This is a genomic window from Pseudorhodobacter turbinis, assembly GCF_005234135.1.
Lineage (GTDB): Bacteria > Pseudomonadota > Alphaproteobacteria > Rhodobacterales > Rhodobacteraceae > Pseudorhodobacter > Pseudorhodobacter turbinis.
This window is the reverse complement of the sequence record NZ_CP039964.1, coordinates 463093-488216: the sequence shown is the minus strand read 5'-3', so window position 1 is coordinate 488216 and position 25124 is coordinate 463093. Positions and strand designations below refer to the sequence as shown.

Here is a 25124-nt window from a genome sequence, read left to right as displayed (position 1 = left end):
AAGAGGTGATCGAGGATTACCTGTCGCTGCGCCTCAGCTTACGCGCCCAAAGATGCGCCAGCTTTCGCCGGACGCGCGGAGCCTGCGTTCAATCGTTTCATTCTTTTATCCTTAAATCTGGCTATTTGATGCGGTCTGCCAATGCGGCTTTGACTTCGGCACTTGCCTGTAACGCGCCAAGTACGGTGATCGATCCAATTGTTTTCATCGCCAGTTCGGGCGACACATCCGCAGCTATGCGGGCAAGTCCGACAACTTTGACATGAAGCAATTCGCCCGCATCCCGCAGTGCCTCCAGATCGGCTTTGGAATAGTCGCGCAGGCCCAGCTCCATCGTGTGGCGTTCTAGGGTGGTGCGCACCGTTTCGACATGGCTTTCGATCTGGTTCCGAATGGCGGTGCGGATAAGATCGCTCCGGTTTGAGTAAAACCCTTCCTGTACCAGAAGATCAATGCGGCCCAGATCGACGAAGCCGAGGTTGATCGTGATTTTTTCATTCTCGGGCTGTTTGTCGCGTATCTGCTTTACGTTGCTCATGCCGATTCTCCATCCATATGGATGGTATATGGGTGTATATAGCTGACAGTCAACCCCTCCTTCCGCCGCTGTGCGAAACTTGGCTTGCCTGATTTTGCCTTGATGACAAATGCTGAATGAGAACATATAATGAACATATGACAAAACAAACCCTTGAACAAAAACTGGCGATCCTCAGCGATGCCGCAAAATATGATGCCTCTTGCGCCTCATCCGGTTCCACAAAACGCGATTCACGCGATGGGAAGGGTTTGGGCTCCAACCAAGGCAGCGGCATTTGCCATTCCTACGCGCCTGACGGGCGATGCATCAGCCTGCTGAAAATCCTGATGACGAATTTTTGTATCTATGATTGCGCCTATTGCATCAACCGCGCCTCTTCTAACGTCGATCGCGCCCGTTTTTCGGTGGATGAGGTCGTGAAACTGACCATCGAATTCTATCGTCGTAACTATATCGAGGGGCTGTTTTTATCCTCGGGCGTCATCCGTTCTCCCGATGTCACCATGTCGGATATGGTGCAGATCGCCCGCAAACTGCGGCAGGAGGAGAATTTTCGCGGCTACATCCATCTGAAAACCATTCCCGATGCCGCGCCCGAGTTGATTGCCGAGGCAGGGCTGTTGGCAGATCGCCTGTCGATCAATGTTGAACTGCCAACCGATGCCGCCGTGAAACTTTATGCGCCGGAAAAAAAGCCAGACCAGATCCGCAAGGTGATGGCCGATGTGCGGTTACGCAAAGACGCGGGTAAGGAAATGTCGTTTACGGGCAAGCGCCCGCCGCGCTTTGCACCGGGCGGGCAATCGACACAAATGATCATCGGGGCCGATGGGTCGAATGATGCGACTGTTTTGGGCCAGTCCACGCGGCTCTATTCCAGCTACAAGCTGAAACGGGTGTATTACTCGGCCTTTTCGCCGATCCCCGATAGCACTGCCAAACTGCCGCTGATCAAACCGCCTTTGCAGCGCGAACATCGGTTGTATCAGGCCGATTGGCTACTTCGGTTTTATGATTTCCAGTTGGATGAGATCACGTCGGTTACCAAAGACGGCAATCTTGATCTGGATGTTGACCCCAAGCTGGCATGGGCCTTGGTGCATCGCGGGGTGTTTCCGCTGGATGTCAACCGCGCCAGCCGCGAGATGTTGCTGCGTGTGCCGGGTTTTGGCGTGAAAACCGTGAACCGGATTTTGACAAGCCGCCGCCACCGTCTGCTGCGCTATGATGATCTTTTGCGAATGGGGGCCAGTATGGGCAAGGCGCGGGCCTTTATTACTGCCATCGGATGGACGCCCGGCGCGCTGACCGATAGTGCCGATCTGCGCGCGCGGTTTGCGCCGCCGCCTGAACAGCTTTCGCTCTTCTGATGCAGCGCGTCACGATCCCTGCCATCGGGGCCGATGTGGCCTGGCGCGATGTGGCACGGCAGTTTCTGGCAGCAGGTATCCCGCCCAGTGGCATTCTATGGGGTGGCCCCGCCGCTGCCCCTGATCTGTTTGCCACCGAGACCGCGCCGCGAAAAGGCGGGGCTGTGATCGTGCGGCGCAGTTTCGTCCAACTGGCGCAAAGCGTGGTCTGGCACAGCGATCCCGAACGGTTTGCCCGTCTATATTCTTTTCTGTGGAGGCTACGCGATGTGCCCCACCTGATGACAGATCGCGGTGATGCCGATCTGGCCCGGCTGCGGCAGATGGAAAAGAACGTCCACCGCTGCCAGCATAAGATGAAAGCCTTTGTGCGGTTTCGCGATATCGGCTTGGCCGGGGCCAACCGCCGCTCTTTTGCGGCGTGGTTTGAACCCACACATCACACGGTTGAACCGACTGCCGATTTCTTTGTTCGCCGCTTTGGCGATATGGATTGGCGCATCCTGACGCCGGATATTTCGGCCGTGTTTGAAGGCGGCGTTCTGTCGTTCCAAGACGGCCAGCCCAAACCGGACCTGCCCGAAGACGCCAGCGAGCAGCTTTGGGTCACCTATTTCCGCAACATCTTCAACCCTGCCCGCCTGAAAATCGGCGCGATGCAATCCGAGATGCCTAAGAAATACTGGAAGAACCTGCCGGAGGCCGCTTCCATTCGTGATCTGATCGCAAACGCCCCGGCCCGCGCCCGCGAAATGGCCGAAGCCGCGCCCACCTTGCCCCCTGCCCGCCTTGCGCAGGTCCAAGCGCAACTTGCGGCCAATCGCTCGGCTTGGGAAGGTCCGGCCGATGCCCTGCCCGCAGCCATTTCGGCCTGCACCCGCTGCCCGCTTCACTGCAATGCGACGCAGGCTGTGCTGGGCGAGGGGCCGCTGGGGGCGCGGCTGATGATTGTGGGCGAACAACCCGGCGATCTGGAAGATCTGGCTGGCAAACCCTTTGTCGGCCCAGCAGGCCAGGTTTTGGACCGCACAGCAGCTGATGTCGGGCTGGACCGAACACAGGCCTATGTGACCAATGCAGTGAAACATTTTAAATTTGCGGCGCGCGGCAAGCGGCGGATTCATCAGCGTGCGACGCGTGGGGAAATCGAGCATTGCCGCTGGTGGCTGGATGCAGAACGGGCGCGGGTAAAACCCAAAATGACCCTTGCGCTTGGCGCTGTCGCTGCCGAGGCGCTGACCGGGCGCGCCACCCCTCTGCTGCCCCGGCGCGGCACGATTGAAACCGCCCGCGATGGCGGGCCTGTCTTGATCAGCTTTCACCCCGCTTATCTGCTTCGGCTTCCACCAGGGGCGGCGCAGATTGATGCCATGGCGGCCTTCAAGGCCGATCTGCATCTGGCGGCCGAACTCTCGGCCTAACCCGTCACAAGGTGCCACGGCTTTGTGATCAGACCTCACGATTTAGGGAACCAGATCGCGCGCACCACGTTGAGTGACTGTGCTGAGGGCAATAGCAGCCCATCAGGTCAACAGGAAAGGGTATCGCAATGCACAGTGTTATTTATCTCGTCGGTCTCGTCGTCGTCGTCATGGCTGTCTTGTCATTTGTCGGGCTTGCGTAAGCCAACCATTGGAAAGGATGATACCTATGGAATATGCCAACAGGCCCCCAGGGGAAGCGGTTTCAACTGTTGATAGCGATCTGCGCTATGTCGACTGGTCCGCGATTTTTGCGGGTGCGTTTCTTGCCACCGCCTTGACGATCGTCCTGCTGTCCTTCGGCGCGGCATTCGGGCTATCGATGGCAAGCCCGATGCCCGGTGAGGGCGTCTCTTTGCGCTGGATTACTATCGCCTCCGGGATCTGGTTGATCTGGACGGCCGTTAGCAGTTTTGCGGCAGGTGGGTATTTGACAGGGCGGCTGCGCCGTCGTTTGCCATATACCAATGAAGATGAAGTGGAGGCACGGGACGGCGCGCATGGCGTTGTGGTCTGGGCCGTTGGGGCCGTTATGGGCGGTTTCCTCGCGATTAGCGGCGTGACGGGCACGTTGTCGGCCATTGGCAACACAGCCGGCGCAACGCTGGAGGCCGCAGATGGCCAACTTGCTGCCGCCACCGATTATACAAGTTCCACCCTGCTGCGCGGTGAGGCGTCGCAAGGCTCTGATGCCGCCAAGGCAGAGGTTGCGGCCATTCTGCTGAACGGCATCACCGCAGGGAAATTTGCGGAGGGCGATCGGCAGTATATGACCAATGTCGTGGCCGCCGAAACGCAACTCGACGCCGCAGCGGCAGAGGCGCGCGTCAATACGGCGATAGATGAGGGGCTTGTCGCCCGCGCCCAGACAATCGAGGCCATCGACCAGACACGCCTTGCCGGTATGATCGCAGCTTTCGTGTTGGCAGCGACGATGCTTGTCAGTGGTGCGGCAGCCTACTTTGCGGCTGTCACAGGCGGATCGCATCGGAACGCCAACCTAGGCTTTCGTCACTACGGCCACCGGAACCCTTAAAGGAGGAAACGCAATGCCTGTCATCATCGCTTGGCTACTCGGCGCACCCTTGTCAGTTCTGCTGATCATCTTGCTGCTGATGTAAATTCTGTCTTTGACACCCTTCGTGACATTTTCAGGGGGGGGCAATAGCCCAGCCCTTTGCACTTCGTGGTGCAGAAAAAAACTTAGGTTGGCCAGATTTTGGCCAATCTTTTCCCCGATAGCCACCAGATGTGGTTTTTTCAGGGGATTTCAGATTGAATAAACTCACGAATTTTTCTTCGCCAGAGCCCAAGAGAAGATTGCCGCTTCCAAGTTTTGGAATCGATGTCAACTTCTGTAGAAACCCACAGTGCGAGCTTTTTACATCTCCGCCTGACCCCTACGATAAGAGAGGGAGACCGTCGGGAAAAGTCAAATCGAATGAACCTCGCGGAACCGTTGGGGGCACAGGTGACGAAAAGACCTACAAGTGCGGCGCATGCGGCCAACAATCTATAGTCAAGAACAATGGCGCGATCGTTGAAGAATATCGCCGACTTCGCATTCGGTTTCAGCCAGAGGCCCCTCGTGATTTTTGCCCAAGCATCGCCTGTGATAGTCATCAAAAGCAACTATCTCTGCACCCAGAACTTTATCGAAAACCGGGACGCACAGCCAAAGGCACACAGAGATGGAAGTGCAAGGCGTGCCTGACCTCATTTACAGTAGGCTCGCGCATCACGCGCCAGCATCGCAGCAATGCAAACCGCGAGGTGCTATGGATGATTACCAATGGTGTGCCTATCTCAAAGATTTGCGATTTCACCGGCCTTTGCCCAAGAGATGTATATCGCAAAATAGACTTCATCTATGACCGTGTTGTGGACATCACTGCTCGCCGTGAAGGCACTTTCGATAAGGTTGATTGGAATACGGTGGGCCGTCGTTTTGCAACCGACTCCCAAACTCTTCATCTCAACTGGCCGAACAAAAGAACCCGCGCGCAAATTGCAGTTCAACATCTTTGCACTGCCCACGCCAACACCGGCTACATAATGGCCGCTCACCTCGGCTTAGACCCGTCCATTGAACTCCCAGACATTGGAGAAAATATGACTGCTGCTGGAGATTTCTCCAAGCCGCGCGCCTTCCGAAGTCAAGCGCGTGTCTGGTCCCAGACGGAGTTCAAAGAGTATGTCGACAAGATCACTCGACGCGTGGCGATCCACCCGATGGAAGCCCCGGATGTGGATTTAGATCTGCAACTGCCCCATCGCGGCGCAATGATACGCCAAGACGTGATGCAGCTCGCCCACGCATTCCTGCTGCGGCGCTTCCTTGGCAAGGGAGACGAACGGTTTGTCTTTGTTCTGGACGCTGATTCCGGGCTCGCGCTATCTTTTGACTCTGCATTTGCAACGTGGATAAAACAGGAGCGCGCAGATGTAATCGTCGTCAACTTTGATAAAAATCAGTCCAACGATCAAAGGTATATGCTTGTCAATGAAGGGCACGAAGCTCGCACTCTTGCAACCGCCATATCGCGCTACAAATGGAACGCTTTCTCTAAAAAGGAGAAGGACGATTATACCGATGTTGTGATCGAGGGCCTAACCCAGGAACGATAAAGTAGAGAACAATCCGAAACGTTTCTGCGCTTTTAAGGTCTATCAACGAGATCTCCTTCAAGTGGACTTGAAAAGAATATGGTATCATCCACTACAAGAAAAAAGCAAAGGCCCAGCGTTAAGCTGGGCCTACACCACGAAATGCAAAGGGCTGGGGCAATAGCGCCCCCCTGAAAAAAAAGTCCTCCAGCACGATACTCCGCGTACAGACCATTGAGAGATCGTGAAACGGCATCAAATCATCAATGCCTTGAAACCGCTACGTTGCGTCGAAAGCGGATTGGTAGCCACCAAGTATCTCCCATGACCGACATCAAGAACTGGATAGATCTCGTGACAGACTCTGACTTTTTGGGACTGGAAGGCTATCCCCGCCAGACGCGCTAAACGCCACGCCTGGTTGGGGCTGATGTCTTCGCCAAGATCACATAGATCGTCATGCAGTTTGCGGTATCCGTAGACCTCGCCACTGTCATCCCAAGCCTGCTTCAGCAGCACAGTTTGGCGCTGATCCTCCAGCGCACGCTGACAGAATGGCTCGCGCAGCCATGCGCAGAAACCACTTGGATGAACCAAGAGCATCCGGCACATGGCCCGCACAGCAAAGATCAGCCGGTTCTCGGCAATGAACGCATACCTCACCCGCTGCCCGGCAGCGGATGTTTACATCCGTGAGAGGGGGGATTCCCTGGCGAAGTATGCGGTCGCCTTTTTTAAGATATCCCGCTCCTCCGTCACGCGCAGCAGGTCCCGCTTCAAGCGGCGGATCTCATCCGCTTGCGCATCGACCTCTTTGACCACCTTCGCGGGCCGCGAAAACAGCTTTTGCCACGTGTAGATCGACTTGGTGCTGACACCCAATCGCTCGGCCACCTCGCGCACCGGATAGCCCCGATCCTCGACTTGGGCCACCGCATCGCGCTTGAACTCATCTGTGAATTTAGCTCCGGAAATATCGTCCTCCTTGCTTCCAAAATTACCAAGCAAGGCGTCTACAAATCTAGGGGCTATTCAAATCAAAGAACTTGACCAATGCGATTAGAGAACTTCAGTGGGGGCATTCCACACCGTCAACGTGTGATGAAGCGGATAATCATTTCCACAATGATATCCCGGTCATAATCTAGAGTTGCCACATGAAATGATTCCTCAAGCCACCGCAAAGTCAGTTCGGTCGAGCCCACGGCACTTGCAATTCGCATCCCGTTTTCAGGGGCGACAACGTGATCACGCCGTGATTGAAGAATTAGGATAGGTTGCTTTAGCTTTGGCAACATTAATCCGGTTGCACAGGTCAGCACAAAACGTTCACGCATAGTAACGGCGGGAATTTTATCATAGCAAATTTCGCGACGGTCCGGATGCTTAATGTCCGATCCGATACCGCACTGAAGTCCATCGGGGATATCAGCGAACAGAGCATTGACCTGCTCCGGGTTGTAGATGCCGGTCGAGCCGTTGATGGATACAACCATGTCGACCAGTTCCGGAAATCGAACCGACAGATTCAACGCGATGGTGCCACCCAAAGACAAACCGGCGACAACAGTTGTGTCACAGCTTTGGTTCAAGGACCTAAGGGCTTTTTCGGCCGACGCAAGCCAATCCTTGTAACCGGTCTGCGCCAAGGCAGATGGCGTTTCGCCGTGACCTGCCAGCAGAGGCGCGCTTACCGTGGCACCGGTGGCTTCGTGGATTTTATGGCCGACATAGGCGATGCTTTGCGGGGTACTCGTGAACCCGTGCAAAAGCAGCACCCCGACAGAGGTCCCCGGCAGGAAAAAAGGTGTTGGGTCTGAATCGTAGTCCATTCGCTCTCACACTAGCCTCTGATTTTTGCATCCACATAAGATGCTGAATAAGGCCAACTGCTCAAATAGACTTGTGTGATCGGGTGATCGCAGGATTAGATCACCCCGCCGATCATCTGTTTTTCAGAAAGCTTTCCCGAAAGGTCTGAAGCAGTTTCGTATCGACAACCTTGCTCCACGCCATTGCGATCGTAAGCTGCGGTGTCCAATCGGGAACGGACAAAACTCTGAGCGAGGCAGGCAGGCTATCCGCTGCGCTTATCGGGTAAAACGTTAGGCCACGCCCATCAGCGACCCGCTGGAAGATCACCTGAACATCCCACGCTTCACCTGTAATCCGCGGATTGAGATTGCCCGTCACAAAGGCCGCGTCGAGCAAAGCCCTGAAAGAGCGCCAGTTTTCCCGAACTCCCATGACAAAATCGCTGTTACGAAGCGTGTCCAGCGTTATGTGCTCAACGTTGCGCGGAACAACGACGCCGATTTGCGTTGTCCAGATGGGATCCTGGTCAATTTCAAGGTCTTTGACGGTTTCATGCGACAGTAAAAAACCAATATCAATCGCGCCTGCTTTCAAGCTGCGCATCATTGCATCGGTTGACATAACATGCATTTCAACCTGACATCCGGGGTGCATTTTATGAAAGCTATCCAGCCCCGCGGAAATTTGTGATGATGTCGCAAGGGCGGAATACCCAACGATAATATGACCACGCGTGCCTAAACCGTTCTGCCTTGAAGCCCGGATTGTCCGCTCAAAAGACGATAGCGTCAGGCGTGCGTCTTCAAGAAACACATGACCGGCCTCGGTAATCTCAAAGACATTCGCCGTGCGGTTGAAGATAGCGAAGCCGAGGTCCTTTTCCGTATCTTGAACAGTTTTGCTAACGGCGGGCTGCGCGATGTTCAAAACGTCTGCTGCGGCCCTAAAGCCTCCGGCATCGGCAACCGCGATGGTATAGCGCAGGTGGCGTAAGCCTATGCTTGTCGGCTTCAAATTGATCTCCTTTTGGGTCGCCCCGCACGATAACCAAATGCGATCACCCGATCAAGCATTGCTATTTGAATAGGTTGTGCTGCTGGGGAATGTTGGATCTTAGGGCTGAGGGACTGAAAGACGTCCACTTGGGCATGGAGGAAACATGGATCACATTTTTCGCAAGCTGACTCACGGGCTGATGCTTGTGGGGGGGCTGGGCATTTTCCTGATGATGGCAAACATCACATTGGATGTTGTGTTCAAAGTATTCTGGAACGCGCCAATTCAGGGCACGGTCGAGATTTCATCATACTATTACATGGTTGCCATTGTCATGCTGCCCATGGCGATGGTCGAATATGACGATGAACAGATCAGCGTCGACCTGCTTTTCAACCATTTCCCCGACTGGCTCAAACGCGCGAGCCTGTTGGTGACGTTTTTAGCCACGGCAATCATGCTGTCCATAATGACATGGCGCACCGGACTGGACGCTGTACGCGCCTTTAACGTTGGCGAAGTCGTGATGGGCAGCCGCGAAATTATCGTTTGGCCGGCACGCTGTATGCTGCCAATTGGCTTTGGGCTGGCCGCAGTCGCCGCCATGTTGCGTGCAATCATGCTGTTGCGCGGCCGCGCAGTGACAAAACTACAAGATACAGGGTCCGCAGTATGAGCATGTTGATGATAGGCTGGATCGGTGTTGGCGCGCTTTTTGCATTGCTGGCATTTCGAATGTCGATTGGCATCGCGCTGATGCTGGTTTCCTTTGTCGGCATCTCGGTCATGCTGAACACGACAGCCGCTTTTGGAATCGTCAGCGCCCTGCCCTTCAGCTTTATCGGGGACTGGTCCCTGACTGCCATCCCGATGTTTTTGCTGATGGGTTTTGTCGCAGCAAATACCGGGCTGACCACCGGCGCGTTTGATCTGCTGCGGTTGCTGCTCTCCAGAGTGCCGGGCGGGTTGGCCTCGGCCAGTGTCGGCGCTTGCGGATTGTTCGCGGCGGCCTCGGGGTCCAGTATCGCCACCACTGCGGCCATGGCGCGCATCGCTGTACCGGAAATGCTACGGGCCAAGTATCACCCGTCACTGGCCACTGGCGTTGTCGCGGCTTCGGGCACGTTAGGGTCCCTTATTCCTCCGTCGATCCTTATGGTGCTATACGGGATTTTTACCGAGCAATCGATTGGCCAGTTGTTTATCGCAGGGGTTATTCCCGGCGTAATCTCCGCCCTGATCTACATGGCGATGATCACGGTGCGCTGTATCCGGAACCCAAGCCTAGCACCGCGCAGCGTTGAAGTGTTCGAGATGGACAAGTTCCTGCGGCTATTGTGGTCTGTGTGGCCTTTCCCTGTCTTGATCATGGGGGTTCTCGGCGGCATCTTCGGCGGATTTTTCACGCCGACCGAGGCAGGCGGTGTCGGAGCATTTCTAGCAATCCTCATCTCTATCCTGCGCCGCGCCCTGACATGGGACGCGATGCGAGCGGCCATTCGCCAAACCGTGGTTGCCACTTCCTCAATCTTTTTTCTGTCGATCGGGGCAATCATGTTCACCCGCTTCATGGGGCTGTCCGGGGTGCCACGGTCACTGACCGATGCAATGTTGGCAGTTTCTGACAACAAGATCATCATCATCCTGATGGTCGCCGCGCTATTCGTGATCCTGGGCATGGTCATCGACTCAATTGGTCTGATGCTGCTGACATTGCCGATTCTTTTACCCGTGCTGGAGGCTGCGGATATTAACCTGATCTGGTTTGGCATCATCACGATCAAACTGCTGGAAATCGGTCTGGTGACGCCACCCGTCGGCCTGAATCTATACGTCTTGCACAGCGCATTGTCTGGAAAAGTAAAGCTCGGCGATATTATTTCGGGAACCACTTGGTTCATTGCCATGGATCTTTTGACCCTAATTTTGCTGATTGCATTTCCCGCGCTCAGCCTGTTCTTGCCATCCTTCATGGCAAACTAATCCAAAAACCGACACGTTCCAAAGGGAGGACACCTGTGAACATGACAGCCATACTGAAATCCACCGCCATCGCGCTTGTCGCAATGACAACCACGGCTACCGCAGAAAGCTACAACGCAAACCATTTTTTTGCCGAGCGTCACTCAATGGTCCGCGGGCCTTACGTCGAATTTGCCGAAAAGGTCGCGAAAGAAACCGGCGGGGAGGTCAAATTTACAGTTTTCTCCGCAGGCTCATTGCTGCCACCGGCATCCTCGCTTCAGGGTGTGCGGGACGGCGTGGCCCAAGTCACCTATCATGCGGGAACCTATACCCCGTCAGAACTGCCGATTGCCAATCTCGTCGGCAACATGGCGTTTTATAACACCGATCCGTTGGTCATGGCGTTCGCCTCGACCGAGTTCGGCCTGACCAACCCCGAGCAGCAAGCCGAATGGAAAGCAAATGGCGTAGTGTTTGGCGGCGGCTACTCAACGTCCGAATACTTTATGCAGTGCAATACGCCGATCCGAACTCTTGAGGACATGAAGGGCAAACGTCTGCGCATGGCGGGGGGTGCTTGGTCACGTTTCGCAGAGTTTGTCGGTGCTGTTCCAGTCTCAATCCCGTCTAGCGAAATGTATACCGGCCTTGATGCCGGATCGCTCGATTGCGCCGTTGCCGCAGCCGATGCGCTCGACAGCTTTAGCCTGAAAGACGTCGTTACAGACCTGAACACCTTGGCGATCGGGAATTATTACGCGGGGTTTGAATGGGGCTACAACGTACCATTCTGGCAATCAATCTCGGCCGAAAACCGTCGCGTACTGTTTAACCAGATGGCCTATTATCTAGGGCAACATCGCATTGAATTCGACAAAGATGTCGAAAAGGCTGTGACATCCGCACAAAACGCCGGAATGACCGTTACTGAAGCAGATGCAACACTGAAGAACGCCTTAGCCGAATTTGTCGTGGCAGATGAAGCCGTCCTGATCAAAACAGCAAAAGAGCGCGGCGTGAAAGACCCTGAAACCATCCTCACATCGTTCAAAGCAACCATCGACAAGTGGGATGCGCTGCTCGCAAATGTTGATCGTCATGACCCCGATGCACTTGCCCAACTGGCACGTGCCGAAATTTACGACCTCCTTGATGAAAAGACATATGGCGTCGACTAATTAGCACGCTGCCGTCCGACAGAATGCAGATAGAATGAGGCGGCTGGAAAGCTGCCTCATTCGTTTTTGTGTCCTTCGAAAATTCAAAAACCTCAGTAAAATGCCAAGGTTGGCCACCCATGTCGGCAAACAGTGTGAGAAACGATCCTCGCATCAACGCCCGCTGAGGCATATGCATTAGCGGCTTAACCTGAGCAGATTCCGCTGGGTCGATACATGCACATCAAACCACTGAGCTAAGCCATGGCTCAAAATGGGCTCCGGACCCCGGGCCGATCAGGACATGGGTCTGCTGATATGACGGGCCGTGATGTGGCCCTAGGGGTAGTCAGTTGCAGGTCCGATTTCAAACATACAGGTTGCTAGACTGCACTGGGCAAAGCAGTTACCGGCTTGCGAGCCGGTAACGAACGACGGCTACCCCCCGCAGAAGGCCTTGGGCCTTGCGCAGCGAGAGGCCGCTTCCCAGCTGATCGTCGCGATCGGCCCAAGCACTAAATCGCTCCGCGATATGGGCGCTTGTTTCTGGTGTTGCGCTGAGTTGGGATTTGTTTCGCGATTTGAGATGTTGGGTGTGTGCTGTTGGTTGAGGTGATTTTGCCTCGATTGACAGAGGGTTTTCCCATGAGCATTCAGCACTCCACTCCAACACCGCCCCTTCGCGCCCGTATGATCGCGGATATGTCAGGGCGCAATCTCGGGCCCGCATCCCAGACAAGTCACCTGCGTGCCTGCAAGCGATTTGCGGCTTGGCTTGGGCGCTCGCCAGAGACGGCGACGCCGGATGATGTGAAGTATTTCCAGCAGCATCTGGTCGAGAGCGGCACCAGCATCTGCACGCGCAACCAGACCATGACGGGCGTTAAATTCTTGCTTCGCGTGACGCTTCGGCGTCATGATCTCGTGGCTGAGATTTTTCACCTAAAAGAGCCGGTAAAGATACCGCTGGTTCTCAGCAAGAAAGAGATCAAGCGCATCTTGGCCATGGCCCCCAGCCTGAAGGCACGGGTGATGTTGTCGCTGGCCTATGGCTGGGTATGATTGTCGGCGCACAGGTCGAATTGTTGATGTCACGCAAGGCGTCGCTGGCATGAGGGATGTCGCCACACTGGATATATGGATCGTGCTGGTCTGCCTTGCCGTGGGCAGCTTTGCCCTGCGCTTTGTTTTTTTAGGGATTGTGGGGGATCGCGCAATGGCGCCGTGGGTGCTGCGGCACTTGCGCTATACGGCTGTTGCGGTGCTGCCTGCGCTCGTGGCTCCGATGGTGGCCTGGCCTCCGGCAATGGGCGGTGCGTTTGATGCGCCGCGTATGTTGGCGGCGGCAGCGACGCTTATCGCAGGCATTGTGACCCGTAATGTGCTGGCTGCGATCCTGTCAGGCGGGATAACACTTTATCTGATGCTGTATCTGCTGGGATAAAGACTATCGCAAACGCGAAGAGGTGCGCCTTGCGACGCGGCTCCAGTCTGAAGCAACAGATCAACCGGTGGTGTGGCAGCGGCGCGTGTCATAGGCGCATTCGGCAGTGACCGTGCCAATCTGCTCGCCTGCCGGGATCTGTCCGAGCCGGTCGGGCAGCACGGGGCTGTCGCCATCACGGCTGGGGGTGAATTCCACGGCGCGGATGTCAGATGTGTCAGGACCCATGGCGAGATGCACCTTGCGCCACTGGCGGCGGCCCTGCACCCCGTGTTTGCGCGCCTGCCATTCGCCGTCGCCGAGGAACTTGATCCCGGTACTGTCCACGAGCAGGTTCAGCGGGCCATCCGCGCGGCGATAAGGGATCTGAACGGCCAGGGTCTTCTGCCTGCGGCATAGGGTGGAAAAGTCCGGCACGGGCCAGTCCAGGCCCGCCAGCCGCAGCAGGCTCGCCACCATCCCGGCGGTCTGCCTGAGCGGCTGCTTGAACAACACTTTGATCGACAGGCAGAATTGTATGGCAGCATCGGAAAATACCACAGGCCGTCCGGGGCGACCGTCACGCGGTGCGCGCCAGACCATGTCCTTGTCGACCCAGATCAGCAGCGCCCCCCGCTTGCGCAGCGACACGTTGTAGCTGGACCAGTTCGTCGTGCGGTAGCGGGCGGGAGATGGCTTGCTCATGCACCGCGTCTAACAGCATGGATTCGCAAAGTGAATCCTCCGTCGACGGACTTGGGCAACAACGCCCCTTTAGGCGCGGCATATTGTTTGGGGTGCTTATAGGATCAGTTTAACCTGTTCATAACGACCGAACAACTTGGCAATACCGCGATGGGTTGCACGGCTTGCCTCGGCGCTTCCGCAAGTGGTCGCTGGACCGTTGGGCGTAGAACATAGCAACCAGAACAAAGCCATGGACCTGTCTTAGGCGCCTTTGTTGTCGGCGTGGATGTCCTACATCCTCCTGTTCGCGAACCCAAACGATGTAATAAACATCTGCTGGGGCGCAGAGGCTTTCGTTCTGCCGGTGCGGATTCGGCCGTCTACACTCGGTTCTGTCGCAAACATTTGAGCTTCCAGACGGGCAGCCGATGTTGCAGAGCACGTCGAAAGAAACGGGTGTGCGAATTGAGCAGAATGGTAATTGATTTCAATGGCGAGCTATTGTCACCAGCCAAGGCGACTGCTCGACATTTGGAACATGTAGATTTTATCGCCTTTGTGATCAGTTGACTAGGGCGTCGCATGACGTATGTATTGACTAAGGTGCGTCTCAAAGAACCGACCCGTTCTGCATGGTTGGGGCACAGTAATTATCATAAACATCCAGAGGGCCTAAAACATGCGTCTTTCCATCGCAACTTGTACACTTTGCGCCACACTCGCCACGCCTATCCTTGCGCAGGACTCTGCAAAGGTTGCACCCAAGGTGCTGATCATCACCATGTTCGGCCAAGAGGCTAAGCCGTGGCTTGAAAATGAGGCCTTTTCGATCAAGACCGAAGTTCCGGGCCTGAACCCGGAATACCCAACGGTGGAGTGCAGCGACGCCGGGCTGTGTCTGATGACGACGGCAATGGGGTTTTCCAATGCGGCCAGTTCGGTTGCCGCAGTCGCTCTCAGTCCGAAATTTGACCTGAGCCAGTCCTATGTCGTGATCGCCGGTATCGGGGGTGTCGATCCAAAAGACGGCACCCTTGGTTCAGCGCATTGGGCTAAATACGTAGTAGACGCAGATTTGAACCACCGTATTGACTCAAGTGAGGTGCCTGAGGATTGGTCGGCGGATACCATTGGCCTAGGTGCTGAGATTCCCGGGGAAAAACCGAAATGGGGTGCGGGAACCGAAGTTTTTGCACTAAATCCCGATCTTGTGGATTTTGCCTACGACGTCACCAAGGATGTGCCGCTAGTGGATGGCGAAACAGCGGTGGCGTATCGCGCACACTATGATCAGGCGGCGGCACAGGGCAAGCCATTTGTCAGTATTTGTGATACCCTATCCAGCGATACCTACTGGCACGGCAGCAAGATTGCCGAGTCCAAAGAAGAATGGGTGGCGTTGCTGACCGATGGCAAGGCCAACTATTGCACCACTCAGATGGAAGACAATGCGTCTCTGACCGCACTGAAACGTGCGTCAGAGGCCGGTCTTTTGGATTTTGATCGTGTGGCCCTCCTGCGCACCGCCTCAAACTTCGACCGTCAGGGACACGACCAGAGCGCGGTCGAGTCGCTAAAAGCCAAATCGGGCGGTTTCCCCTTGGCTACGGAAAACGCCTATCGTGTTGCCAAGGCCTATGCCGAAGTCATTCTTTCAAACTGGGGCGAATGGAAAGCCGCACCGCAAGTAAAATAGGGTCATTGAACGGCGTTTTGTCGTAAACCTCGGCCTCGGCCGAGGGAGATCCTTGTCTTCTTTAGGTCTCGTCAGTGCAAAATGGTTCGTGCCGGGCAGCACGTAGGCCCAACTGACATGACCCGCGATCAGGTCGAAGCTTTGCCAGAACATCATCATTGATCCACCCTCCCCGATTATTCCGCATCGGCCCCCAGAACCAATCAACGGTTCTGGGGGCTTGTTTGTGCGGGCAGCCACGGCAAATGCGATCAGTCCAAATTGAACACACGCGCGGCTTTGCACGACGCCATAAACCCCAAGACTTCGCGCTCACCCACCCGCAGCCGCGTATCCCCCTAGGAACAAACCGGTCAAAAGCTTGACCTGCGCTTCTTGCGCCGCTGCGGCCACCGCGATTATGCGGAAGTGAATGTAGGAGCTTCGGCTAATGGCGGGGGGATAAAGGTGGTGTTTACGGATACGTCATCAATGCACATCGCTTGCAAACGGCTCTATGCGCTTGTGTGAATTCATTCATCCGTCCACGCGGATGAAATGGCAAGTGGGCCAATCCGCGCCTTGTCTACCTTTGAGGCAAGGCGGGTCCCTTAGGATTGCCGATTTTAGAACTTTAACAGTTAAGTGATTATAGGAAAACCCGCGCCCACGCTTGCGCCGGGCCAGGCTCGGCGTCTCGGTAGAGATATGAACTAGCCCGCCGGAAAGGGTTTCGCCCTCTAAAAAGCCTCTCGTAAGATCATCTGCATAGGCGGTCAGTTTTGACCCCTTAGACGAAATAATGGAACGCGATGATGGGATGCGCCCGCCTCCCCCAGCAACGCAAGGTTTGCCTGTGCGCCCTTCAAATCTGACTTCTACGTCTCGCCGCGCTTGGTAAACAATGCCGCACTGGCCGCACCTCGTCGAGCTTTGGATTTTGCGTGCGTTGAACTGCTCTTTCTGTTTCAAGAGATGCCTTGCGCCCTACGCAAAGCGGGTCGGAACCCGCGCCAAGTGCATTCAAAACCAACCGCATGTCGCAAAAATGGCTCCTTAATGACCACGCTCCCGTCTGGACGCCTTCAGGATTCGCACGTGAATAAGCTATTATACGCGCATGAAAGGTGGCGCGACGCGGCTGTCGGAACCTAAAACTGCCACCCAGCGTTGAGTTTGTGGAACCCACCGAAAAAGGAGCGCCCAATGCCTAACTCCCCTAAACCTCCACCAGTTGAAGTGCCGAACACACCGCTTCCGCCAACGCCGCAGCCCGACATTCCGAGGCCTGAAATCGAGCCGGATCATCCGTCCGAGGTACCGGACGTCCAGCCCATCCCACAACCGGCAGAGTTCCCTTCCGAGCTGTCGCCAAACCGCACCGCCCCCTACCATCGCCATCGAAGTATTGATGCCCTCAGATAGCATAAGAGAAGACAATCGGTGGCGGATGTGCAGAGCCCTGCGCGGGATGTGAGCGCTTATTGTTTCCCCTCGCGGATCACTTTGCCATAGCGGTTGTGATGGGCCTTGGGGTCGACTTGCCGCTTGCCGAAGTGATCTCGGCCAGAATTTAGCGACAAGACCCGGCTCGGGACGAAAAACGCAACCGCCCTGACATTACATCGGACGCAGAAGTCGAAATGGTCGACGAAGAACCATGGCAGCGGTTTTAACGTTAATCGTGCAAGGTCTAGTGTTGATAAGTGACTGCGCAACGCTAGGTAATTGGATAATCTGGCGTCGAGTTTTATTCGCAAAATGCGCTTTACCTCAAACCAAATGCAAGACGCCCGCGCCATAAAAAAAGGACCAGCCTAGCCTTGAATACTGCAACCTCCATTTTGCAAACCCGACAGGAGGGCCTGTTTTGCCCTTTGGGTGGGTTTTACATCGACCCGTTCCGGCCGGTCGAAAAGGCGTTGATCACCCACGGTCACGCCGATCATGCGCGGGCTGGGCACGGGGCGGTGATGGCGACAGCACAGACCCTGGATATTATGGCGATCCGCTATGGTCCCGATTTTACCACCAGTCGGCAGGTGGCAAAGGGGCCGTGTCGTCTGGGCGAAGTGACGGTCTCATTTCATCCCGCGGGGCATGTGCTTGGCTCTGCCCAGATCGCGATCAGCCACAAAGACACCGGCACCACCGTCATAACCGGCGATTACTCCCGCAGCCCGAACCCCGCCTGCGCGCCGTTCGAGCCGGTGCCATGCGACATTCTTGTGACCGAGGCGACCTTTGCGCTGCCGGTGTTTCGTCACCCTGATCCGGCGCAGGAAATAATGCGGCTGCTGGCTTCGGTCGCGGCCTTTCCCGACCGTGCCCATTTGATCGGTGCCTATGCGCTTGGCAAGGCGCAGCGGGTGATCATGTTGCTGCGACAGGCGGGTTGGGATGGGCCGATCTATATCCATGGCGCGCTGCAAAAGCTGTGCGATTATCATATCAGTCAGGGAATCGCTCTGGGTGATTTGCGCCCCGCCACCATGCAAACCGGCAAAAAGTCGGATTTCGCGGGGCAGATCGTGCTTGCACCGCCCTCCGCCTTTGCCGCAACCTGGGCGCAGCGTTTTCCCGATCCGGTAATCTGCTTTGCCAGCGGCTGGATGCAGGTGCGGGCCCGCGCTAGGCAACGCGGCGTGGAGTTGCCCTTGGTCATATCCGACCATGTTGACTGGCCCGACCTGACCCGCACGATCACAGAGCTGAACCCGGACGAGACTTGGGTGACCCATGGCCGCGAAGACGCGTTGATCCGCTGGTGCGAATTGCAGGGCCGTATCGCCCGCCCCCTGCGCCTGCTGGGGTATGAGGAGGAACCGGACTGATGCGCGCCTTTGCCGCCCTTCTCGAACGGCTTGCCTTTACGCAGCAGCGCAACGGCAAGATAGCCCACCTCAAGCACTTCTTTGCCACAACTTCCGATCCGGCGCGCGGATTGGCGCTGGCGGCCCTGACCGACGATTTGGGGCTGAAAGCCGTGACACCGTCACTGCTGCGGGGCTTGGCGGCGGACCGGGTCGATCCACAGCTTTTCGCCATAAGCTATGATTTTGTCGGGGATCTGGCCGAAACCATCTCGCTGATCTGGCCGCCTGCGACGACCCTGACAGACACACTCTTGCCGGAACTGGTGGCAGAATTGCGCCAGACACCGAAATCCGCTCTGCCTGCGTTGATCGCGGGCCGGATGGATGAAATGACTGCCTCCGACCGTTATGCCTACCTTAAACTTGCCACAGGCGGGCTGCGGGTTGGCGTCTCGGGGCGGCTGGCGCGTATGGCGCTGGCGGAATTTGGGGACCTGCCCCTGACCGAGGTAGAAGATATCTGGCACGGGCTAACCCCGCCCTACGCTAATCTTTTTGCATGGGCAGAAGGTGGCCCAAAACCTGCCGCCGCCGCCCATGCGCCGTTTCGCCCGGTCATGCTGTCCACCCCTACGGATCTTGCCGCGCTGAGCGATCTTGACCCCATCGGCTATGCCGCGGAATGGAAATGGGACGGCATTCGCGTGCAGGCGGTCAGCGACCAAGGCACGCGGCGACTGTATTCGCGAACCGGCGAGGATATCTCTGCCGCGTTTCCCGATATTCTGGACGTGCTGGATTTCGAAGGCACCTTTGACGGAGAGCTAGTGATCCGGCGCGGCGATGCCATCGCGCCCTTTGGCGATCTGCAAAAACGGTTGGGGCGCAAGACGGTCAGCAAAAAGATGCTGGAGAGCCACCCCGCACATATCCGCGCCTATGATCTTTTGCACTGGCAGGGTCAGGATTTGCGCGCCCTGCCGTTCGATCAGCGCCGTCAGGAATTGGAACGCGCGATTGCCGACCTTGCCCGGCCGCGTATTGACCTTTCCCCCCTTCTGCATTTTGCGACTTGGGATGATCTGGCCGCCCTGCGCGCCGATCCGCCCGCAACCGTGATCGAAGGCGTGATGATCAAACGGCGCGACAGTCCTTATCTTGCAGGCCGCATGAAAGGGCCGTGGTTCAAGTGGAAACGCGACCCGATGGTCGTCGATGCCGTGCTGCTTTACGCACAGCGCGGCCATGGCAAACGCTCGGGCTTTTATTCCGATTTCACTTTTGGCGTCTGGGATGGCGACAGCCTTGTGCCCGTCGGCAAGGCCTATTTCGGCTTCACGGATGAGGAGCTGAAGGCGCTGGACCGTTTTGTGCGCAACAACACCGTTGAAAGCTTCGGCCCCGTTCGCGCGTTGAAACCGACCAAAGTGGTGGAGGTGGCATTTGAAGGGTTGAACAGTTCTCCCCGTCACAAATCCGGCGTCGCCATGCGCTTTCCCCGCATCTCTCGCATCCGCGATGACAAGCCGGCGGCTGAGGCAGACCATTTGCAAACCCTGCGCGACATGCTGCCCTGATGCCCTTACCCCCGAAAATCGCCGCGTGGTTTACCGCGCAAGGCTGGGTGCCACATCCCCACCAGATTGCGTTGATGGAAACAGACCGCGACAGCTTGCTGATTGCGCCCACAGGTGGCGGCAAAACGCTGGCAGGGTTTTTGCCAACACTGGCGGCATTGCAAGCCCCGCATAAAGGGCTGCACACGCTCTACATCTCGCCGCTCAAGGCGCTGACCCATGACATCGCCCGCAATCTGGCGCGGCCCGTAGCAGCACTTGATCTGAATATCCGGATTGAGGATCGCACCGGCGATACCCGCCCCGGCCAGCGCGCCCGCCAGCGCGTTGATCCGCCCCATATCCTTCTGACGACGCCCGAAAGCCTCGCGCTGATGCTGTCATACCCGCAAGCGCCGCTGATCTTTGGCAGCCTGCGCCGTGTCGTGATCGACGAGATTCACGCGCTGGCCGAAAGCAAGCGCGGCGACCAGTTGATGTTGGGCCTCGCGCGGCTGCGCAGCTTTGCGCCCGACCTGACCGTGACAGGACTTTCGGCGACGGTGGAAAATCCGGCCAAACTGGCCGATTTCATGGGCGGTGCGCAGGTGGTCCTCGCCGATCCCGGCCCTGCGCCCGATATTTCGATGCTGCCCACCCACACCCCGCCACCTTGGGCGGGCAATGGCGGCCAATACGCCGCCGGTGATGTGATGGACGCCATCCGCGCCGCCCGCCTGACGCTTGTGTTCATCAACACTCGCGCGCAGGCAGAGCTGTTCTTTCAAGCCCTTTGGGCCGTGAACCCCGATAACCTGCCCATCGGTCTGCACCACGGCAGCCTGTCGCGCGAGGTTCGCCAGAAGGCCGAGGCCGCGATGGCCGCCGGCCAGTTGCGCGCCATGGTTTGCACCGGCAGTCTTGATCTGGGCATCGACTGGGGCGATGTTGATCTGGTCATTCAGGTCGGCGCACCCAAGAATATCAAACGGTTGTTCCAGCGAATTGGCCGCGCCAATCACCGCTATGACACCCCCAGCCGGGCGCGCATTGTTCCCGCCAACCGCTTTGAGGTGATCGAATGCGTTGCAGCGCTGGAGGCGGTGGCCGAGCGTGACTTGGACGGCACGCCGCACCCTTCCGCCCCCCTCGACGTGCTGTGCCAACATATCTTGCTGTGCGCTTGCGCCGCGCCCTTTGACGCTGCATCGCTGTATCACGAGGTAAAGCGCGCCGGTCCTTACCGCACGCTCAGCCGCGCCGATTTCGACGCTTGTCTCGATTTTTGCGCCACCGGCGGATATGCGCTGCGGGCGTATGACCGCTGGCAGCGCCTTATCTTACAGGAAAATCTGTGGCAGTTGCGCGACCCCCGCGCTGCGCGACTTTTGCGTATGAATATCGGCACGATCGTAAACCCCGAACTGATGCAGGTGCGCCGTCGCGGCAACCTTGCGCGGTTGGGCGAGGTAGAGGAAAGCTTTGCCGCCAGCCTGTCGCCCGGCGATACGTTCCTGATCGGCGGCCAAACCGTGCGCTATGACCGGCTGCGTGACATGATGCTGGAGGTAACGCCGCAGCCCGCGCGCCAACCCAAAATTGCCGTGTTCAGTGGCTTGAAAATGGCAACCTCGACCGAGCTTTCGGCCCGTGTGTTAGCGTTGATCGGTGATCCCTCACGCTGGGAGGCGCTACCAAAACACACACGCGACTGGCTGGCGCTGCAAAAAAGCATCTCGGCCTTGCCCACCCCCGGCACCCTGACCTGCGAGACCTTTGAACGCTCCGGGCGCGCCTATTTTTGCCTTTACGGGTTTTGTGGGCGCAATGCGCATCAAACCCTTGGCCTGCTGCTGACCCGCCGGATGGAGGAGGACGGGCTTGGCCCCTTGGGCTTTGTGGCCACCGATTATGCGCTGCTGATCTGGTCGGTCGATCCGGTTCTGGACCCCGCGCCGCTGCTGCGCCTTGAAAACCTGACCGAGGGGATGGAGCAGTGGCTTGCCTCTAATGCCTTGATGAAGCGCGGCTTTCGGACCATCGCCACCATCGCGGGCCTGTTGCATCGAAACTTGCCCGGCACGCGGAAGTCGGGCAAACAGGCGACATTCTCCTCGGACATCCTCTATGACACCTTGCTGAAATATGATCCCGACCACTTGCTGTTGCGCATCACCCGTGACGCCGCCCGCCACGGGCTTGTGGATTTTGAGCGTATTGAGGCGATGCTCGCCAGCCGCCCCGAAATCGTCCACACCACCCCGCCGCATGTCACCCCGCTTGCAGCACCCTTGCTGCTGGAGGCTGGTAAAGTCCCGATCCGTGGCCTTGGCGCCGAACGCCTGTTGGAGGCAGAGGCCGCGCGCATGATGGCAGAGGCAGGGCTGGCATGAACGGCTATCCCATCACCTTTGCCGGACGCAACTTCATCGCATTGGCAAGCGGCGCGTTATCTTGCCCCGATGACCACACGCTTATCGTTGCCGACCTGCATCTAGGCAAATCCGAACGCATGGCTCGGCGCGGCGGCGCGCTGCTGCCCCCGTTTGAAACGCGCGATACACTGACGCGTCTGACAGAGCTGGCACAGGCGACCAAAGCCTGCCAGATTTTCTTGCTCGGCGATGTGTTCGACGATGACAGGGCGCGCGAAAGCCTTGACCGTTCGGATATGGTGCTTTGGCAAAACATCCTTACCGCAACCCCCTGCACCATCCTTGCCGGAAACCACGACCCCGACGGTCAGGCCGAGGCTATGCTAGGCAACATTACCCTGCGTCATATCGCGGGGGCAGGGCCAGATATTTCGGGCCATTACCACCCGAAGGCACGGCTGAATAACATCACGCGCCCTGCGTTTCTGATCGGCAAGAGCCACCTGATCCTGCCCGCCTTTGGCACATTCACGGGGGGATTGCTCGCCACTGCCCCCGTGCTGACCGATCTTGTCGGGCCGGGGATCGCCATTCTGACAGGGCCGCGACCGATTGCCATTCCTTACGGTCAAACCGCGTGACAAGCAGCCAGACCAGCGACGGACATGACAAATTTCGTCAGAACGGAAAGATCACCGGAATAATCAGGACGCTGGCAATGCCAACGATGATATTCATGGGGACCCCAATTTTCAGAAAATCACTAAAGCGATAGTTTCCGGCGCCGTAGACAAGCGTGTTGGTTTGATACCCGATCGGCGTTGCAAAACTGGCGCTGGCACCAAACATCACCGCAACCGCCATGGGTGTGGGATCAACGCCGATGCTGGCGGCGAGGCTGATTGCCAGCGGGGTCACCACGATGGCCACCGCATTATTGCTGACAATTTCGGTCAACACCGAGGTCATCACATAGATCGCGGCAAGCATGAAAATGGGGGGAAGTCCATTCAGGCTTGGCGCGATTGTATCGGCCACAAGGGCCACGGCACCGGTCTCTTGCAGACCGATCCCGATGATCAGCATTGAAAAGATCAGCACAAGGATACCGCCGTCCAGAAAGCCCCACGCCTCATCGCTGTCGAGGCAGCACGTGACCAACAAGACCGCAACCGCGATCATAGACAAGATTGCAATGTCGGCAATCCCGAATGCGGCCAGTGCAACGACGGCAAGCAAAACAAGGCTGGCAAGCGATGCATGGCTGCGCCGATACGGCCGATCCATCGGCACGCCCATCGGCACCAGATCAACAGATCGGTCCAGCCGCTCAAATGCCGCTTTCGTGCCTTCCAGCAGCAGAACATCGGCAGGCCGAAGATTTGCGCCCTGCAAATCGGGGCCAAACTTATGCCCTGGCCGATACGCCGCCAAAACCCGCATGCCGTAGCCTTGCATCAATGTCATCGCGCCAATTTTTGCGGTCGTCCGGCGCTTTGAGGGTTTCACCATCGCCTGCCCGATGATCAAATCCTCCGGGTCCTTGTGCCCGGTCGCCGAGCGGTAAATGCCGAGGGCAATGCCCGCCGTGTTTTTCAACGTCAAAAGTTCGGGCCATATCCGCACGGCCGATCAGGGTCATCCCTTCGGCTACCTCGCGATCCGACAGGTCATCCCGGATAATTTGCCCCTGCTCCTTGACGGCCACAAGTTGCACGCCAACACGGTTCAAATCTGCAACCTCCGCTAGCTTTTTGCCAATACCCTCGAAACCTTCCGTGATGCGGATTTCGGTCAGATACACGGTATCTTGGCTGGACAGTGCAGCACCATCCTGCCCCCGGGAGGGCGGCAGGAATGGCCCGAGGATCGCCAGTGCTGCAACTCCGACAGCACTGACAACAAGACCGACGGGCGTGACATCGAAGATGGAAAACGGAGCCATCCCCTTTTGGATGGCAACCCCGGACACCAGCAGGTTTGTGGAGGTTCCAACAAGGGTCAAGGTGCCGCCCAGAATTGCAATGTAGGACAGTGGGATCAGTACCCGGGTTTCTGCGATGCCCAGACGTTGTGACAGGCGGATGACCACCGGAATCAGAACGAGGACAACCGGGGTATTGTTGGCAATCGCCGACACCGCCATGGTCGTTACTACGAAACCGGCCAAGGCCAGTTTTGGTGAGGTGTCGGCGGCTTTGAGCAACAAGCCCGCAAAAGCGTCAAGCATCCCTGTCCGCACCAACGCGCCGGATATGACAAACATTGCCGCAATCGTCAGCGGGGCGGGGCTGGAAAAGGCCGATAAGGCTGCGTCCGGCTCTACCAAGCCAAATACGAGAAACAGGGCTGCCGCCACCGCTGCGTTCACTTCAGGTGGGTAACGTTCCAGCATAAACAGGATAAACAAGCCTGCGACAATAGTAAGGGCGATGAAAGGTACAAACGCATCAGGCAGGGGGAACAATCTTTTTATCCTTATACGCGCAGGGTACTTGGCGATTTCGCACCGTCATGGGCTCGTGATTGCGTCAAATCATAACGTTGGATTAGCGGATTGGTTGCTGCTCGCCCAAAATAAACCTCACGGTAAGGGCCTTAGAAAATAGGGAGCTACGCTGCTTTTGGCGCAATCAACCCAGTCTGGCAGAGTATCGCTC

The 25124-nt window shown here is 57.1% G+C and carries 19 protein-coding genes and 2 pseudogenes; 14 read left to right on the top strand and 7 right to left on the bottom strand.

Annotation, left to right across the window (positions count from 1 at the left end; translation table 11 throughout):
- Window positions 1–121 precede the first annotated feature (121 nt).
- Entirely contained in the window at window positions 122–538 is a 417-nt protein-coding gene (locus tag EOK75_RS02225) for a CopG family transcriptional regulator (protein WP_137192382.1), read from the bottom strand.
- Between the two features lie 137 nt (window positions 539–675).
- On the opposite strand from EOK75_RS02225, the gene EOK75_RS02220 reads away from it, so the two are divergent.
- The 4 genes from EOK75_RS02220 (at window position 676) to EOK75_RS02205 (ending at window position 6020) form a co-directional block, all read left to right on the top strand.
- Window positions 676–1911, top strand: coding sequence for a putative DNA modification/repair radical SAM protein (locus EOK75_RS02220; RefSeq protein ID WP_137192381.1), 1236 nt, complete (start codon window positions 676–678; stop codon window positions 1909–1911).
- Window positions 1911–3332: a UdgX family uracil-DNA binding protein gene (locus EOK75_RS02215; RefSeq protein ID WP_137192380.1), complete on the top strand. Its 1422-nt coding sequence runs from the start codon at window positions 1911–1913 to the stop codon at window positions 3330–3332. Before EOK75_RS02220 ends, EOK75_RS02215 begins: the two co-directional genes overlap by 1 nt.
- A gap of 229 nt (window positions 3333–3561) precedes the next feature.
- Entirely contained in the window at window positions 3562–4428 is an 867-nt protein-coding gene (locus EOK75_RS02210; RefSeq protein WP_137192379.1) for a hypothetical protein, read from the top strand.
- 239 nt (window positions 4429–4667) lie between these two features.
- Window positions 4668–6020, top strand: a complete 1353-nt coding sequence (locus tag EOK75_RS02205) for a hypothetical protein (RefSeq protein WP_137192378.1) — start codon at window positions 4668–4670, stop codon at window positions 6018–6020.
- Between the two features lie 357 nt (window positions 6021–6377).
- Here EOK75_RS02205 and EOK75_RS21200 read toward each other — a convergent pair.
- The 3 genes and pseudogenes from EOK75_RS21200 to EOK75_RS02185 all read right to left on the bottom strand — a co-directional run.
- Window positions 6378–6974: pseudogene (locus tag EOK75_RS21200) on the bottom strand (transposase); the annotation flags it as partial.
- 116 nt (window positions 6975–7090) lie between these two features.
- A complete protein-coding gene (locus EOK75_RS02190; protein ID WP_137192375.1) occupies window positions 7091–7831 on the bottom strand; it encodes an alpha/beta hydrolase in 741 nt (246 codons plus the stop codon).
- Window positions 7832–7943: 112 nt separating this feature from the next.
- The gene (locus EOK75_RS02185; RefSeq protein WP_168199117.1) at window positions 7944–8828 is read right to left on the bottom strand and encodes a LysR family transcriptional regulator; all 885 of its coding nucleotides are present in this window, start codon (window positions 8826–8828) and stop codon (window positions 7944–7946) included.
- A gap of 145 nt (window positions 8829–8973) precedes the next feature.
- Between EOK75_RS02185 and EOK75_RS02180 the strand changes: the two genes are divergently transcribed.
- The 5 genes from EOK75_RS02180 (at window position 8974) to EOK75_RS02160 (ending at window position 13376) form a co-directional block, all read left to right on the top strand.
- Window positions 8974–9486 (top strand): TRAP transporter small permease, encoded by a 513-nt coding sequence (locus tag EOK75_RS02180; RefSeq protein ID WP_137192374.1) that lies wholly within the window; start codon window positions 8974–8976, stop codon window positions 9484–9486.
- Window positions 9483–10793 carry a TRAP transporter large permease gene (locus EOK75_RS02175; RefSeq protein WP_137192373.1) on the top strand — a complete coding sequence of 437 codons (1311 nt, stop codon included), beginning with the start codon at window positions 9483–9485 and terminating at the stop codon, window positions 10791–10793. Before EOK75_RS02180 ends, EOK75_RS02175 begins: the two co-directional genes overlap by 4 nt.
- A gap of 41 nt (window positions 10794–10834) precedes the next feature.
- Window positions 10835–11953 carry a C4-dicarboxylate TRAP transporter substrate-binding protein gene (locus EOK75_RS02170; protein WP_240794062.1) on the top strand — a complete coding sequence of 373 codons (1119 nt, stop codon included), beginning with the start codon at window positions 10835–10837 and terminating at the stop codon, window positions 11951–11953.
- A 624-nt stretch (window positions 11954–12577) separates the two neighbouring features.
- Window positions 12578–12994, top strand: coding sequence for a phage integrase N-terminal SAM-like domain-containing protein (locus EOK75_RS02165; protein WP_240793996.1), 417 nt, complete (start codon window positions 12578–12580; stop codon window positions 12992–12994).
- A 49-nt stretch (window positions 12995–13043) separates the two neighbouring features.
- Window positions 13044–13376, top strand: a complete 333-nt coding sequence (locus EOK75_RS02160) for an AzlD domain-containing protein (protein ID WP_137192371.1) — start codon at window positions 13044–13046, stop codon at window positions 13374–13376.
- A gap of 69 nt (window positions 13377–13445) precedes the next feature.
- On the opposite strand, the pseudogene EOK75_RS02155 reads toward EOK75_RS02160, so the two are convergent.
- Window positions 13446–14060, bottom strand: a pseudogene (locus EOK75_RS02155) (IS5 family transposase); the annotation flags it as partial.
- A gap of 661 nt (window positions 14061–14721) precedes the next feature.
- On the opposite strand from EOK75_RS02155, the gene EOK75_RS02150 reads away from it, so the two are divergent.
- From EOK75_RS02150 to pdeM, 5 genes are all read left to right on the top strand, one after another.
- A complete protein-coding gene (locus EOK75_RS02150) occupies window positions 14722–15738 on the top strand; it encodes a purine-nucleoside phosphorylase (RefSeq protein WP_137192370.1) in 1017 nt (338 codons plus the stop codon).
- A gap of 1802 nt (window positions 15739–17540) precedes the next feature.
- Complete coding sequence (locus EOK75_RS02145) at window positions 17541–18551, top strand: ligase-associated DNA damage response exonuclease (RefSeq protein ID WP_240793995.1); 1011 nt, start codon at window positions 17541–17543, stop codon at window positions 18549–18551.
- On the top strand, window positions 18551–20110 hold the full coding sequence (locus EOK75_RS02140) for a cisplatin damage response ATP-dependent DNA ligase (RefSeq protein ID WP_137192369.1): 1560 nt from the start codon (window positions 18551–18553) through the stop codon (window positions 20108–20110). The genes EOK75_RS02145 and EOK75_RS02140 overlap by 1 nt, the downstream gene beginning before the upstream one ends.
- Window positions 20107–22482 carry a ligase-associated DNA damage response DEXH box helicase gene (locus tag EOK75_RS02135; protein ID WP_168199228.1) on the top strand — a complete coding sequence of 792 codons (2376 nt, stop codon included), beginning with the start codon at window positions 20107–20109 and terminating at the stop codon, window positions 22480–22482. Before EOK75_RS02140 ends, EOK75_RS02135 begins: the two co-directional genes overlap by 4 nt.
- On the top strand, window positions 22479–23105 hold the full coding sequence (gene pdeM, locus EOK75_RS02130) for a ligase-associated DNA damage response endonuclease PdeM (RefSeq protein ID WP_137192367.1): 627 nt from the start codon (window positions 22479–22481) through the stop codon (window positions 23103–23105). The genes EOK75_RS02135 and pdeM overlap by 4 nt, the downstream gene beginning before the upstream one ends.
- 37 nt (window positions 23106–23142) lie before the next feature.
- Here the strand turns inward: pdeM and EOK75_RS21635 are convergent, their stop codons facing one another.
- Both EOK75_RS21635 and EOK75_RS21630 read right to left on the bottom strand, forming a co-directional pair.
- Entirely contained in the window at window positions 23143–23931 is a 789-nt protein-coding gene (locus EOK75_RS21635) for an SLC13 family permease (protein WP_338053344.1), read from the bottom strand.
- Window positions 23873–24931, bottom strand: a complete 1059-nt coding sequence (locus tag EOK75_RS21630) for an SLC13 family permease (RefSeq protein ID WP_338053343.1) — start codon at window positions 24929–24931, stop codon at window positions 23873–23875. Before EOK75_RS21630 ends, EOK75_RS21635 begins: the two co-directional genes overlap by 59 nt.
- Between the last annotated feature and the right edge of the window lie 193 nt (window positions 24932–25124).